The organism is Thermomonas haemolytica, from assembly GCF_004346265.1.
Taxonomy (GTDB): Bacteria; Pseudomonadota; Gammaproteobacteria; order Xanthomonadales; family Xanthomonadaceae; genus Thermomonas; species Thermomonas haemolytica.
In genome coordinates this window covers 67838-82884 of the sequence record NZ_SMAP01000006.1, presented here as the reverse complement: position 1 = coordinate 82884, position 15047 = coordinate 67838, and the positions used below count along the sequence as shown (strand labels likewise).

The following is a 15047-nucleotide window of genomic DNA, read 5'->3' as shown; positions in this document are numbered from 1 at the left end:
GCACCCGGTCACGCCCCGGGCGTGCGCCGAAGGGGAATCCCGAACGCCGGTTAAAGATTCCCGCGTCCGCGCCGATGCTGGCGTTTGTACGGCCCATGAACCCGCCGCATCAGGACCCCGCCATGCCTCGCAGCTCATCCACCGTCGATCGCCTGCTCGCCCCCGCCGTCCGCCTGATGGCGTCCCTGCGCTTCAGCCAGAAAGCCCTGCTGATCGGCGCCAGCTTCACCCTCACCTGCGGCGTGTTGACCGCGCTGGTGCTCAGCAGCAGCCTGGGCGAGCTGTCCAAGGCCAAGGCCGCGCGCGCCACCACGGCCGGCCTGCAGACCCTGAACGAGGCCCAGATCGCGATGCAGGACCACCGCGCCCTGCGCGCGCGCGCGCTGGCCAAGGACGCCACCGCCACCCCGCAAGCGCTGGCCGAGGCCGCCGCCGCCGCCGACAAGGGGCTGGACGCCTTCGAGGCCTGGCAGGCCAGCAGCCATGTGGCGGACAACGAGGACGTGAAGAAACTGCTCGCCACCACCCGCGAGGCCTGGAAGAAGGCCAAGGCCACCGACGATGAGTCTGCGCCCGAGGCGGATACCGCCGCCCTGACCGCCCTGCGCGACACCATCGACCGCGTGGCCTTCGATGGCATCACCAGCGTAGCCCGCGACCCGGCCGTGCTGCGCGCCGGCACCGTGGGCGGTTCCCAGCTGCCGGCGCTGTCCGCGGCCGTGGCCAAGCAGGCGGTGGCCAGCATGCGCGTGCTCGGCGAGGGCGCGATCTGGGTCAATGACCGCACCGCGCTGGCGGTCAACAAGAACATGGAAGACTACCTGCAGGGCCAGGTGGAGAAGAACCGCCGCTTCATCGAGGCGGCCCTGCCCGAGGGCAGCGCGCTGTTCGGCAAGCCCTGGCAGGCCGCGCTCGCCGCCATCCAGGCCCAGGACAAGCTGATCCAGGACAAGGTGCTGGGCGCGGATACGCCGGACTACCCGGTGGCGCAGTTCGCGCGCCAGGACAAGGCTACCCGCGACGCCCTCAATGCCGCCATGGCCGGCGCCTATGCCGCCATCGATACCGCCGGCGACCGCGCCATCGCCAGCCTGCAGCGCAAGGCCTATCTCACCCTGGGTGGCGTGGTGCTGGCCCTGCTGCTGTCGGCCTACCTGTTCCTCGGCTTCACCCGCGGCACCCGCAAGGCCCTGCAGAGCATCGATGCCGGCGCCCGCGCGATGGCCGCCGGCCAGTTCTCCGACCAGATCCGGGTGGACACCCACGACGAGCTCAACAACATCGGCCGCAGCCTGGAAAGCATGGCCGGCAGCCTGCGCCGCTTCGCGCAGGCGCAGCAGACCATGTTCGACCAGCACGAGGCCGGCGAGATCGACGCGTGCATGGACGCCGAGGCCTTCCCGGGCGCGTTCGGGGTGATGGCCGACCAGGTCAATACCCTGGTGGCATCGCACGTCGCCACCAAGATGGACGCGATCGGGATCGTGGCCGATTACGCCCGCGGCGACCTCTCGCGCGACATTGCCCGCTATCCGGGCCAGAAGGCGCGCGTCACCGAGGCGGTGGACGCGGTGAAGAACGGCATGCTGGCGGTCAATGCCGAGATCAAATCGCTGGTGGAAGCCGCGGTGGCCGGCGATTTCAGAAAGCGCGGCGATGCCGGGCGCTTCGAGTTCGTGTACCGCGAACTGATCGAGGAACTGAATACCCTGATGACGACCGCCGACGAAGGTCTGGGCGAAGTGGGCGGCCTGCTGTCCGCGGTCGCCGCCGGCGACCTGACCCGCCGCATCGAAGTCGAACTGCCCGGCCAGTTCGGCCAGCTGGCCAACGATGCCAACCGCACCGTGGAAGAGCTGGCGCGGATCGTGCAGGAAATCCGCCAGACCTCCGACAGCATCAGCGCCGCCGCCGGCGAGATCGCGGCGGGCAATGCCGACCTGTCGATGCGCACCGAGCAGCAGGCGGCCTCGCTGGAGGAAACCGCCTCGTCGATGGAAGAGCTCACCTCCACCGTCAAGCAGAACGCCGACAACGCGCGCCAGGCCAACCAGCTGGCGATCGGCGCAGCCGGCGTGGCCGAGTCCGGCGGCGAGGTGGTGCAGAAGGTGGTCAGCACGATGGGCGACATCCAGACCGCCTCGCGCCGGATCGCGGACATCATCGGGGTGATCGACGGCATCGCCTTCCAGACCAATATCCTGGCGCTGAACGCGGCGGTGGAAGCGGCGCGCGCCGGCGAGCAGGGCCGCGGCTTCGCGGTGGTGGCAGCCGAGGTGCGCAGCCTGGCGCAGCGCAGCGCGGGCGCGGCCAAGGAGATCAAGCAGCTGATCACCGATTCGGTGCTGAAGGTGGAGGAAGGCAGCGCACTGGTGGACCAGGCCGGCAAGACCATGGGCGAGATCGTGGGCAGCGTCAAGCGGGTCACCGACATCATGGCCGACATCAGCGCCGCCTCGCAGGAGCAGAGCAGCGGGATCGAGCAGGTGAACCAGGCCATCACCCAGATGGACGAAGGCACCCAGCAGAACGCCGCGCTGGTGGAACAGGCCAGCGCCTCGGCCGAGAGCCTGCGCCAGCAGGCCGAGGCCCTGGTGCAGGCGGTGGCCGCCTTCCAGCTGGCACGCCAGCAGGCCGCCGCGCGTACGGCGAGTGCAGCCAAGCCCGCGGCAAGCACGCACAGCCATGCGCACCCAGCCGCGGCGGCGGACGACAAGGTGGCCTCGTTCGAGGACATGATCCAGCGGCACGTGCAGTGGAAGCTGCGGCTGAAGACCTATCTGCAAGGCAAGAGCGAGGAGCAGCTGGACCCTGCCACCGTCGGCCGCGACGATGTCTGCACACTGGGCGAATGGCTGTATGGCCCGGGCCAGCAGGTCAAGCATCTGCCGGAGTTCCAGCAGCTCCTGGAGCACCACAAGCGCTTCCATGCCGCCGCCGCCGAGGTGGTGCGCGCCCACCAGCAGGGCCAGGCGCTGCGCGCCAATGCCTTGCTGGAGGGGGATTTCGACAAAGAGACCAAGACCACCGTCGCCGCCATCCGCGCCCTGCGCGATGCGGTGGAAGGCAAGCGTCGTCCGGCCGCGCCCCCGGCCCGGCGCGCGGCCGCCGCCCCGGCCGCCGCCACGCCCATCAAGCGCAGTGCCAGCAGCACCGCCGGCGACCAGCACTGGCAGGAGTTCTGAGTCCCGATGGCCGCGGGCGGTGCCGACGCTGCGCCGCCGCGGCCACCCCTGCCGCCTGATCCCGCCGCCGCTGCTGCGCCGATGACCCTCGCCTCCCCCGCCATCGCCGCTCCATCCGAGATCGACGCCAGCCGCCAGGAGCCGCCTCTGCTGCCCGCCGGCCGCCTCGACGACCTGCTCGCGCTGGCACGGACCCTGCTCGACATGCCGATGGCCGCGGTGATCGCGGCCAGCGCCGACCGCCACGCCGTGGTCGCCCAGCAGGGGCTGGAGGCCGGCTGCACGCCGCTGGCGCGCGACCACCTGTTCGTGCGCTGCTGGGAGCAGCACGCGCCGCTGCTGGTGTTGCCGGAACTGCCGGGCAGCCCGCGCTGCCCCATCCGTGCGCACGTCGGCATCGCCCTGCAGGATGCGCAGGGGCGGCGCATCGGCCTGCTGGCCGTGTGCGACCGCCAGCCGCGTGCGCGGCCTTCGGATGCGCAATTGCAGTCGTTCGAGCAGCTGGGGCGGCTGGCCGCCAGCCTGCTGCAGCAGGAAGCGGTGGCCCGCCATTCCACCATCGTCGCCCAGGCCGGCCAGCATGCGCGCGAGGCGGTGGTGGTGGCCGACCGCCACGGCGGCATCCGCTGGTGCAACCCCGCGGCCGAGCGCCTGTTCGGCAACGCCGTGCGCGGCCAGCAACTGCGCCAGCTGGTGCCGCTGCGCCTGCAACCCGACCCGGACGCGGCGCGCGACTGGCTGGGCGGCGCCGGCGGCGACCGCCTGCAGCTGCGCATCGTCGCCCCCGATGGCAGCCTGCGCCTGCTGGACGCCACCCGCTCGCCGTGGCGGCACGGGCACGCGCACGGCACCACCCTGATCCTGCACGACATCACCGAGGCCGCCCACCAGCGCGCGCAGCTCGACCGCCTGGCCCACTTCGACCCGCTCACCGGGCTGCCCAACCGCAATGCCCTGCTGGCCGCGCTGGAGGCGAATCCGGACTGGGGCGTGGCGCTGGTCGGGATCGACCGCTTCAAATGGATCAACGACGGCCTCGGCCATGCCCTGGGCGACCGCGTGCTGCAGGCGTTCGCGGACCGCCTGCAGTCGCGCGCGGATGCCGCGATGTGCCTGGCGCGGGTGGAGGGCGACGTGTTCGCGATCGCCTGCGCGGATGCGCGCCTGAGCGATACGGATGCGGCGGGCAACGACGGCGGGCATCAGGGCGGCGTGCGGCTGGCGGACTGGCTGCACTACCTGCAGCAGCCGATGCGGGTGCGCGGCCACGAGATCCACGTCGAGGCCAGCGTCGGCCTGGCGCTGCGCGCCGACGTACGCGGCGGCGGCGACCTGCTGGCCTGCGCCGACCTCGCGCTGTACCGCGCGAAAGCCGCCGGTGGCCGCCAGCTGTGCCGCTACCGCCCGGCGATGCGCGCCGACGCACTGGCGCGGCGCGACCTCGACCTCGACCTGCGCCGTGCCTTCGCGCAGGGCGAGTTCGAGCTGCACTACCAGCCGCAGGTGGAGCTGGCCAGCGGGCGCATCTGCGGCGCGGAGGCGCTGCTGCGCTGGCGTCATCCGGTGCGCGGGCTGGTCCCGGCCTACGAATTCATCGACCTGCTGATGCGCAGCCCGCTGGGTGCCGAGGTCGGCGCCTGGGTGCTGCGCCGCGCCTGCGAGGAGGCGGCGGCCTGGCCCGACAGCGGGCTGTCGGTCAGCATCAACCTGTTCCCGGCCCAGCTGCGCGAGGAGCTGGTGCCGCAGGTGCTGCAGGCGCTGGCCGACTCCGGGCTGCCGGCGCACCGGCTGGAGCTGGAGATCACCGAGACCATCGCCTTCGCCCACGACAGCGAGGCCGCGGCGACCCTGGCCACCCTGCGCGGGCACGGGGTCAACCTCGCGTTCGACGATTTCGGCACCGGCTATGCGTCGCTGTCGATGCTGCATCGCTTCAGGATCGACCGGGTCAAGATCGACCGCAGCTTCGTGGGCGGCATGCTGGAGAACAGCGAAGATGCCGCGATCGTGCGCTGGACGGTGATGCTGGCGCGGGCGCTGGGGCTGCGCGTGGTGGCCGAAGGCGTGGAGCATCCCGAGCAGGCGCACTCGCTGCGCGAGCTCGGCTGCGACGAGGCCCAGGGCTACCTGTACGCGCAGGCGCTGGCCGCCAACGCCCTGCGGGAACGGCTGCAGGCGCAGTCGCCGGGGGTGGGCCATGCTTGAGCGCGGCCGCCAGCGCGCCGGCGGCGAACGCGAGCCGATCGGGTTCGAGTTCAACGACCGCGATTTCCGCCGGGTGTGCAAGATGATCTATGCCCGTGCCGGCATCCACCTGGCCGAGCACAAGCGCGACATGGTGTACAGCCGGCTGTCGCGGCGCCTGCGCGCGCTCGGGTTCACCCGCTTCAGCGACTACCTGGACTTCGTCGAGGCCGAGCCGGCCAGCGAGGAACAGGCCTTCGTCAACGCGCTCACCACCAACCTCACCGCGTTCTTCCGCGAGGCGCACCACTTCGACGCCCTGCGCGACCAGCTGCGCGCGGTGCCGCGCGGCGCGGTGGTGGACATCTGGTGCTGCGCCGCCTCCACCGGCGAGGAGCCGTGGTCGCTGGCGATCACCGCCTGCGAGGCCTTCGCCAGCGACACCCCGCCGGTGCGGATCCTGGCCACCGACATCGATACCAACGCGCTGGCCACCGCCGCGCGCGGCGAGTACGGGATCGAGCGCATCACCGACCTCTCGGCCGAGCGCAAGCGCCGCTTCTTCCTGCGCGGCACCGGCCCGTACGAGGGGCTGGCCCGGGTCAAGCCGTTCCTGCGCCAGCTGGTGGAGTTCCGCCAGCTCAACCTGCTGGCGCCGGACTACGGGCTGCACCAGCAGTTCCTCGCGGTGTTCTGCCGCAACGTGATGATCTATTTCGACAAGCCCACCCAGTACGAGGTGCTGCGCAAGGTGGTGCCGCTGCTGGCGCCGGGCGGGCGCTTCTACGCCGGGCATTCGGAGAGCTTCGCGCACGCGCTGGACCTGGTGCAGCCGTGCGGGCGCACCATCTACCGGGCGACCCGGGAGGCGCGATGAACGCCCCCTCGCCGCATGCCGCCGCCACCCGCCGGATGCCGGCAGGCAGCTACTACGACCCGGCGCTGGACACCGACGTCATCAAGCTGCTGCCGGCCGACTGGCGGGTGTCCGCGGAGGACGTGGCACTGGCCACCGTGCTCGGCTCCTGCGTGGCCGCCTGCATGTACGACCCGCTGGCGAAGGTCGGCGGGATGAACCATTTCATGCTGCCGGATGCCGCCCCCGGCGACGGCAGCGCCCGCTACGGCGCGCACGCGATGGAACTGCTGATCAACGGCATGCTCAAGCAGGGCGCCGCGCGCGCGCGCCTGCAGGCCAAGGTGTTCGGCGGCGGCAACGTGCTGCCGGGCATGACCCTCGACCCGATCGGCACCCGCAACGCCAATTTCGTCCTGGAATACCTGAACGCGGAAAGGATTCCGGTCCAGGCCCAGGACCTGGGCGGCGTGCAGCCGCGCAAGGTGGTGTTTTTCGTTCGTACCGGACGTACGCTGGTCAAGCGCCTGCCGGCGGCCGGCGAGATCGCGCGGATCGAGCGCGACTACCGCAGCCGGCTGGCGCAGACCCCCGTGGCCGGCTCCGTGGAGTTGTTCTGATGGCCATCCAGTCCCCCCAGCGCCCCGGCCGGGTGCGCGTACTGATCATCGACGACTCGGCGCTGGTGCGCCAGGTGCTGACCGACATCCTGTCCGAAGACCCGATGATCGAGGTGGTGGGCACCGCCGCCGACCCGCTGATCGCGCGCGACAAGATCAAGCAGCTCAATCCCGACGTGCTCACCCTCGACGTCGAGATGCCGCGCATGGACGGGCTGACCTTCCTGCAGAACCTGATGCGGCTGCGCCCGATGCCGGTGGTGATGGTGTCCTCGCTGACCGAGGCCGGCGCGCAGGTGACCCTGGACGCGCTGGCCCTGGGCGCGGTGGATTTCGTCACCAAGCCCAAGCTCGACATCCAGCGCGGCCTGACCGCGTATGCCGCGGATCTGCGCGAGAAACTCAAGCAGGCGGCGCGGGCGCGGGTGAAACCGTTGCAGCCCAGCACGGCCCCGGCGGCGGCCGGCACGCTGCAATACCGCACCACCGACCGCCTGATCGCGATCGGTGCCTCCACCGGCGGCACCGAGGCGATCCGCGCCATCCTCGAACAGATGCCGGCGGATGCCCCGGCGATCGTCATCACCCAGCACATCCCGCCTGCGTTCAGCAAACCCTTCGCCGAACGCCTGAACAAGCACAGCCGGATGACCGTACTGCACGCCGAGGACGACATGCCGATCCTGGCCGGGCACGCCTACGTGGCGCCGGGCGGGTTGCACCTGCGGGTGCAGCGCAGTGGCGCGCGCTGGCGCTGCCGGCTGGGCGAGGACGAGCCCATCCGCCGCCACCGGCCCAGCGTGGACGCGCTGTTCGACTCGGTGGCCAGCGCCGCCGGCGCCAACGCCAGCGCGGCCCTGCTCACCGGGATGGGCGACGACGGCGCGCGCGGGCTGCTGGCCCTGCGCAAGGCCGGCGCCGCCACCATCGTGCAGGACGAGGCCAGCAGCGTGGTGTGGGGCATGCCCGGCGCCGCCTACACCCTGGGCGCCGCGCAGCAGGTATTGCCGCTGGACCAGATCGCCCACGCGCTGCTGGCCAGCACCACGCAGGGCCCGGGCTGAGCCGTCGCCTGCCTGGCACTTTGCATTAAAGACCCGGCCGGCCGCGGCCGTTATCCCTACCGAGACCCAGACGAGATCGACGATGGAACCCCGTGCCCTGCTCCGGATCGCCGCCCCCCTGCTGCTGATGGTGCTGCTGCTGGTGGCCGAAGGCCTGTCCTGGCCGCTGCCGCTGCGCATGGCGCTGGTGGTGACCTCCGCGCTGGCCTGGGGCGTGGTGATCTGGCGCAGCCTGCCCAGCAAGGCCGAGGCGCAGATGCTGCGCGACCATGCCCGGCTGCTGGAGGAACTGCGCGGCTTCGTCAGCAACGAGATCAACGGCTCGCATGCCGAGATCGACCGCACCCGCACCCTGATCCGCGACTCGGTGGCCAAGCTCGGCGGGAGCTTCGAGGCGGTCAACCGCAAGTCGCGCGAGCAGAGCAACGTGGTGGCGCGCCTGGTGGAGCGCACCGGCGACGACAGTGGCTCGATCGACATCACCCGCTTCGCCCAGCAGGCGGCGCAGCAGGTGGAGCAGCTGGTGCAGGCGCTGGAGGAAGCCAGCGGCCAGAGCGGCGTCACCGTGTCCCACATCGACGCCATGGCCGGCCATCTCGACGGCATCTTCTCGCTGCTCGAGGACGTGAAGTCGATCGCCGACCAGACCAACCTGCTGGCGCTGAACGCGGCCATCGAGGCCGCCCGCGCCGGCGAGGCCGGGCGCGGGTTCGCGGTGGTGGCCGACGAGGTGCGCAACCTGTCCGAACGCAGCACCGCGTTCAACGAGCAGATCCGCAAGCTGGCGCACAGCTCCAAGGATGCGATCGCCAAGGTGCGCGACACCGTCTCGCAGACCGCCTCGCGCGACCTCGACCGGGTGCGCAATGCGCGCGCGGAATCGGCGGCCATGCTGGAACGGGTGGACGGCATCCACCGCAGCCTGGGCAACAGCATCCGCGACATCGCCGACTGCGGCCGCGCGATCGACGCTTCGGTGGCCGAGGCGGTGCGCTCGCTGCAGTTCGAGGACATCGCCACCCAAGCCCTGGGCGCGGCCGACCTGCACCTGCAGCGGCTGGCGCAGATCAACAGTGAGGCCATCACCCTGCACGACCTGCTGCAAAGCAGCCACGGCTTCCAGGACGCGGAAATGCAGAAGGCGCTGGCGCGGATCGGCAACCGCATCAACCAGATGCGCGGCGAATGGGAACGCCCCCCGCACAAGCCGGTGCTGCAGGAAAACATGAACGCCGGCAGCGTGGAGCTGTTCTAGACCCGATTTCTTCTCACTCCCCCCAGGGTGATGCGACGCGATCCCGGCTTCGGCCGGGATTTTTTTCGACCGCGGCAACGCCGGCGCCCGCGGCAAGGCCTTCGCGCCGCCGCCGGGCGCGCTTCGATCAAGGCTTGCGGGGGCTTTCCGCGCGCGCCTGCGCCCGCGCCGCGCGCAGGGCGTCGAGCTTTTCCTTCAGCTTGCCTTCCATGCCGCGGCCGACCGGGTCGTAGTACACCCGCTCGCCCATCGCGTCCGGGAACCCGGTCTGGTCCAGCGCGATCCCGCCGTCCACGTCGTGGTCGTACTGGTAGCCGCGACCGTGGCCCAGCGCCTGCATCAGGCCGGTCGGGGCGTTGCGGATGTGCAGCGGCACCGGCTGGCTGCCGTGCGCCTCGACGTCGGCGCGGGCCGACTTCCACGCCACGTAGGCGGCGTTCGACTTGGCGGTGCTGGCCAGGTACAGGGTGAGCTGCGCCAGTGCCAGTTCGCCTTCCGGCGCGCCCAGGCGGTCGTAGGCGTCCCAGGCGTCGATCGCCATCTGCAGCGCGCGCGGATCGGCCAGGCCGATGTCCTCCACCGCCATCCGGGTCAGGCGCCGCGCCAGGTAGGCCGGGTCCGCGCCGCCGTCCAGCATCCGCGCCAGCCAGTACAGCGCGGCGTCGGGGTTGGAGCTGCGCACGCATTTGTGCAGTGCCGAGATCTGGTCGTAGAACGCATCCCCGCCCTTGTCGAAGCGGCGGGTGCGGTCGGCCAGCACCTGCTGCAGGGTGGTGGTGTCGATCCTGCCGCCCTCGCCCACGGCGATGTCGGCGGCGATCTCCAGCAGGGTCAGCGCACGCCGCACGTCGCCATCGGCCGCCAGCGCGATCTGCGCCAGCCCGTCCGCCTCCACCGCCAGATCCAGCCCGCCGAGCCCGCGCTCCTCATCGGCCAGGGCGCGCTCCAGCGCGGCGCGGATGTCCTCCGCGGCGACCGCCTCCAGCACGTGCACCCGGCAACGCGAGAGCAGCGCCGAATTCAGCTCGAACGACGGGTTCTCGGTGGTGGCGCCGACGAACACGATGGTGCCGCGCTCGATGTGCGGCAGGAACGCGTCCTGCTGCGCCTTGTTGAAGCGGTGCACCTCGTCCACGAACAGCAGGGTGCGCTCGCCCGCGTCGAACCGCGCCTGCGCCCGCGCCAGCACCTCGCGCACCTGCGGCAGGCCGGCGAGCACCGCCGAGATCGCCTCGAAATGCGCCTGCGCATGGCGCGCCAGCAGCAGGGCCAGGGTGGTCTTGCCGCAGCCGGGCGGCCCCCACAGGATCATCGAGTGCACCCGCCCGGCGGCCAGCGCGCGGCGCAGCGCGGAGCCTTCCGCCAGCAGCCGGCGCTGCCCCACCATTTCGTCCAGCGTGCGCGGGCGCATGCGCTCGGCCAGCGGCCGCAACGCATCGCCGCCGTGGCCAAGCAGATCCGGTGCGGTGGACGGTGGACGCGCGGCGGGCATGTGCGGATTCTAAAGCGCCCGGCGCCCCATTCCCTCCTTTGCGGGCATCAAGCCTAGCCGCCGATCACGTCCACGCCCTTGGGCGGCACGAACTTGAACGTATCCGCGGCGAACGCCGGGTTGCGGGTCCAGCCGGAGAACGCGATCACGGTGCGCTGGTCGAGCGCATCGGTGTAGTCCAGCCGCGCCAGCTGGCCTTGGGCGAAGCCCAGCCGCGCCACCTTGAACGCGGCATCGGCGCGGCGCGGGGTGATCTCCAGCCAGTCCACGCCGTCGCTGTTGCCGGCCTCGCGCACCACGAAGTCGCGCTCCAGCCGCGCCGGGGTGAGCAGCAGCGCCAGCGGGCTGCTGGCCTCCTCCACGCCCTGCGCGCGCTTGCTGACCTGGTTGAGGTCGGGCTCGTACACCCAGACGGTCTTGCCGTCGGCCAGCACCAGCTGCGGGTAGGGCCTGGTGTATTCCCAGCGCAGGCGGTCCGGGGTCGCCACCGCCACCCGCCCGCTGTTGGCCTCCTTCTGGCGGCCCTTGGCGTCGAATACTTGCTGGGTGAACTGCCCGTCCAACCCCTTCAGGCCGCGGGTGAAGGTCTCCAGCGCGTCGCGCGCGCCGGCATGGGCCAGGCTGGCGGCGGCCAGCAGGCCGGTGGCAAGGATGGATGCGATCGGTTTCATGCGGTCTCTCCTGCGGCGTTGCCGGCAGTGTGTCGGCGCCATCCTGAATGGCGGATGCCGGACGCGCCGCGCGCGTGCGGGCGAGGTGCCGGGCGGCGTTCAGGGCCGCGGCGGCGGCGGTGCCAGCACCGTGCGGTCGCCGTTGTGCTCGGGGGTGCTGACGATGCCGGCGGCTTCCATCGCCTCGATCAGGCGCGCGGCGCGGTTGTAGCCGATCTTCAGCCGCCGCTGCACGCCCGAGATCGAGGCGCGGCGGGTTTCGGTGACGATCTGCACCGCCTGGTCGTACAGCGGGTCGGCCTCGGGGTCGTCGCTGGCCGCGGCCTCCGGCAGGCCATTCGCGCCAACGCTGCTGCCGTCGTACAGGGTCTGGGTTTCCTCCAGCACGCCGGCGATGTAGTCGGGGCCGCCGGCCTGCTTGAGGAACTCCACCACCCGGTGCACTTCCTCGTCCGAGACGAACGCGCCGTGCACGCGCTCGGGCATCGCGGTGCCGGGCGGCAGGTAGAGCATGTCGCCGTGGCCGAGCAGGGTCTCCGCACCGCTCTGGTCGAGGATGGTGCGCGAGTCGATCTTGCTGCTGACCTGGAACGCGATGCGGGTGGGGATGTTGGCCTTGATCAGGCCGGTGATCACGTCCACCGACGGCCGCTGGGTGGCCAGGATCAGGTGGATGCCGGCCGCGCGCGCCTTCTGCGCCAGGCGCGCGATGAGCTCCTCGACCTTCTTGCCGACGATCATCATCATGTCGGCGAATTCGTCGATGAAGACGACGATGAACGGCAGCGGCTCCAGCGTCGGCGGCGCCTCGGCGGTGTCCGGCGCCGGCCGGAACAGCGGGTCCACCATCGGCTGCCCGGCGTCGATCGCGTCCTTCACCTTCTTGTTGAAGCCGGCCAGGTTGCGCACGCCCACCGCGCTCATCAGCTTGTAGCGGCGCTCCATCTCGGCCACGCACCAGCGCAGGCCGTTGGCGGCCTCCTTCATGTCGGTGACCACCGGCGCCAGCAGGTGCGGGATGCCCTGGTAGACCGACAGCTCCAGCATCTTGGGGTCGATCATCAGCATCCGCACGTCCTTGGCGGAAGCCTTGTACAGCAGCGACAACACCATCGCGTTGACCGCGACCGACTTGCCGGACCCCGTGGTGCCGGCCACCAGCAGGTGCGGCATGCGCGCAAGGTCTGCAACGACTGGTTTTCCGGCGATGTCCTTGCCCAGCGCCAGCGTCAGCGGGCTGCCGGCCTTGTCGTATTCCTTCGAACGCAGCAGCTCGCTGAGGTAGATCATCTCGCGGTGGGTGTTCGGCGTCTCCAGTCCGATGACCGACTTGCCCGGGATCACGTCCACCACGCGCACCGACTTCACCGACAGGCCGCGCGCGATGTCCTTGTCCAGCGAGGAAATCTGGCTGACCTTCACCCCCGGCGCCGGTTGCACCTCGAAGCGGGTGATCACCGGGCCCGGATAGGCACCGACCACCTCGGCGTCGATGCGGAAGTCCTTGAGCTTGAATTCGATCTGGCGCGACAGCGTTTCCAGGGTCTGCGCGTCATAACCCTTCGGCTGCGGCTTGGGGTCGTCCAGCAGCGCCAGCGGCGGGATGCCGCTGGGATCACCGGCCGCGAACAGCGGGATCTGCTGCTCGCGCCGCGCGCGCTCGCTCTTCTCCACCGTCGGTGCCGCCGGCGGTTCGATCTTGACCTTGTCGCGGCGCAGGCGGATCTCGCTGTCGGCCTTGCGCGCGACCTCGCGCTCCTCGCGCAGGGCGCGCGCCTCGCTCCACTCCGCGGCCTGCTGCACGCCCTTGCGCGCGCCGCGGTCGAGCAGGCCCGGCAGGGCCAGCACGAACGCGCCGATGCGGTCCATTACCGCCAGCCACGACAGCCCGGTGGCCAGCGTCACTGACACCAGCAGCAGGCTGACCAGGAACAGGTTGGCGCCGACCGGCCCGAACAGCATGTGCAGCGAGTTGCCGGTCAGGCGGCCGAGCACGCCGCCGCTGCCGGCAGCGAGGTCGTTGCCGCCGCCGAAGCGCAGCGCGAGCAGGCCGCAGGCCGCGATCAGGAAGCCGACGATGCCCAGCAACCGCAGCGCCGGCCCGAGATCGGCCTGGCCGTCGCCATCCTCGTCCATCCCGAACAGCGCGATCCAGGCGATCGCGCCGAGCACGAATGGCAGCAGGAAGGCGACGTAGCCGCACAGGAACAGCAGGAAGCTGGCGATCCATGCGCCGGCCAGCCCGCCCCAGTTGTGCAGCGGCGCCAGCACGCTGGGGTCGCGGTCGAAGCCGGGGTCCTGCGGCGACCAGCTGACCAGGCAGGCCAGCAGGTACAGCAGCGCCGGGGCGATGGTGATCAGCGCGAAATCGCGCCACAGCCGGTGCCGGCGCGGGCTGGCACCCGCGTCGGACTTGGCCGCGCGCATCGGTTTCCGGCTGGACTTGCCCGCCTCGGACGGAGCGTTCGCCACCTGCGATCAGACCTCAGGAAGTTCCCCCAGGTCCTTGATAGTACGTCAAACCTTCATATCGCGCAGCGCCGGATGCACGATCTTCCCGGCTTCGACGTTGATGCCTTTGACCAGTGCCGGGTTATTGCGCCAGTCGTTGCCGGAAGCGAGCTTGTTCACCCACGGCAGGATCGCCGCGCAGATCGCCTGCGAGCTGGTCTGCGGCACCGCGCCCGGCATGTTGGTGACGCAGAAGTGGGTGACGCCCTCCTCCACGTAGGTCGGCTCCTTCCAGGTGGTCGGGCGCGAGGTCTCGAAGCAGCCGCCCTGGTCGATCGCGATGTCCACCACCACGCTGCCCGGCTCCATCGCCTGCAGCATGTCGCGGGTCAGCACGTGCGGGGCCTTGGCGCCGGTGATCAGGACCGCGCCGATCACCAGGTCGGCCGCGGCCACCTCGCGCGCCACCACATCGTGGTAGGGGTACAGCGCAGTGACGTTGTTGCCCAGGCGCATCATCTCGTCCATGCGGTCCTGGCGCATCTCGAACACGGTGACGTTGGCGCCCGCCGCCGCGGCCAGCGCCGCCGACGCGCCGCCGGCCTTGCCGGCGCCGAACACCACCACCTTGCCGCGCTCGGTGGACGGCAGGCCGCCCAGCAGCTTGCCCTTGCCGCCCATCGGCTGGTGCAGCAGGTGGGTGCCCACCTGCACGCCGATCTTGCCGGCGATCACCGACATCGGCGCCAGCAGCGGCAGGTCGCCGTTGGGGAGCTCCACCGTCTCGAATGCCACGCCGGTCAGGCCGATGTCCAGCAGCTTGCGGGTCAGCGCCGGCTCGGCGGCCAGGTGCAGATAGCAGAACAGCAGGTGGTCGCGGCGCAGGTGCTGCAGGTCGCCGGCGATCGGCTCCTTCACCTTCACGATCAGTTCGCCCTTCTCGTACAGGGCGGCGGCGTCCGGGGCGATCTTCACGCCGAGGCGGGTGTACTGCTCGTCGCTGAAGCCGGACTTCAGGCCCGCGCCCTGCTCCAGCCAGACCTCGTGGCCACGCTTGACCAGGTCGCCGGCGGCGGCAGGAACGAGCGCGACGCGCCCTTCGAGGGTCTTGGTTTCCTTGGGTACACCGATACGCATGCGCAACTCGCTCCTGGGGGATGTGGGGAATACACGACAGCGTTGCAGCCGCCGCGCCTTGTGCCCGGATCACACTGCCGCCAAGCTATGGGGCGGAAGCGGATCCGGAAATCCGCGAAATTATAGAGCTTC

At 71.1% G+C, this 15047-nt stretch carries 10 protein-coding genes; 6 read left to right on the top strand and 4 right to left on the bottom strand.

Annotation, left to right across the window (positions count from 1 at the left end; all coding sequences use genetic code 11):
* Positions 1 to 122 precede the first annotated feature (122 nt).
* From EDC34_RS08615 to EDC34_RS08590, 6 genes are all read left to right on the top strand, one after another.
* Positions 123 to 3185, top strand: coding sequence for a methyl-accepting chemotaxis protein (locus EDC34_RS08615; protein WP_132982871.1), 3063 nt, complete (start codon positions 123 to 125; stop codon positions 3183 to 3185).
* Between the two features lie 81 nt (positions 3186 to 3266).
* A complete protein-coding gene (locus EDC34_RS08610; RefSeq protein ID WP_162797700.1) occupies positions 3267 to 5390 on the top strand; it encodes a putative bifunctional diguanylate cyclase/phosphodiesterase in 2124 nt (707 codons plus the stop codon).
* Positions 5383 to 6246: a CheR family methyltransferase gene (locus EDC34_RS08605; RefSeq protein WP_114960381.1), complete on the top strand. Its 864-nt coding sequence runs from the start codon at positions 5383 to 5385 to the stop codon at positions 6244 to 6246. Before EDC34_RS08610 ends, EDC34_RS08605 begins: the two co-directional genes overlap by 8 nt.
* 35 nt (positions 6247 to 6281) lie before the next feature.
* Positions 6282 to 6845 (top strand): chemoreceptor glutamine deamidase CheD, encoded by a 564-nt coding sequence (cheD, locus tag EDC34_RS08600; protein ID WP_114960380.1) that lies wholly within the window; start codon positions 6282 to 6284, stop codon positions 6843 to 6845.
* A complete protein-coding gene (locus tag EDC34_RS08595; protein WP_114960379.1) occupies positions 6845 to 7909 on the top strand; it encodes a protein-glutamate methylesterase/protein-glutamine glutaminase in 1065 nt (354 codons plus the stop codon). Before cheD ends, EDC34_RS08595 begins: the two co-directional genes overlap by 1 nt.
* 82 nt (positions 7910 to 7991) lie before the next feature.
* The gene (locus EDC34_RS08590) at positions 7992 to 9164 is read left to right on the top strand and encodes a methyl-accepting chemotaxis protein (protein ID WP_114960378.1); all 1173 of its coding nucleotides are present in this window, start codon (positions 7992 to 7994) and stop codon (positions 9162 to 9164) included.
* A gap of 127 nt (positions 9165 to 9291) precedes the next feature.
* Here EDC34_RS08590 and EDC34_RS08585 read toward each other — a convergent pair whose 3' ends face one another.
* The 4 genes from EDC34_RS08585 to ald form a co-directional block, all read right to left on the bottom strand.
* A complete protein-coding gene (locus EDC34_RS08585; protein WP_114960377.1) occupies positions 9292 to 10656 on the bottom strand; it encodes a replication-associated recombination protein A in 1365 nt (454 codons plus the stop codon).
* A gap of 53 nt (positions 10657 to 10709) precedes the next feature.
* Entirely contained in the window at positions 10710 to 11327 is a 618-nt protein-coding gene (gene lolA / locus EDC34_RS08580) for an outer membrane lipoprotein periplasmic chaperone LolA (protein ID WP_114960376.1), read from the bottom strand.
* 99 nt (positions 11328 to 11426) lie between these two features.
* Positions 11427 to 13754: a DNA translocase FtsK gene (locus EDC34_RS08575; protein ID WP_114960375.1), complete on the bottom strand. Its 2328-nt coding sequence runs from the start codon at positions 13752 to 13754 to the stop codon at positions 11427 to 11429.
* A gap of 90 nt (positions 13755 to 13844) precedes the next feature.
* Positions 13845 to 14915, bottom strand: a complete 1071-nt coding sequence (gene ald, locus EDC34_RS08570) for an alanine dehydrogenase (protein WP_114960374.1) — start codon at positions 14913 to 14915, stop codon at positions 13845 to 13847.
* Between the last annotated feature and the right edge of the window lie 132 nt (positions 14916 to 15047).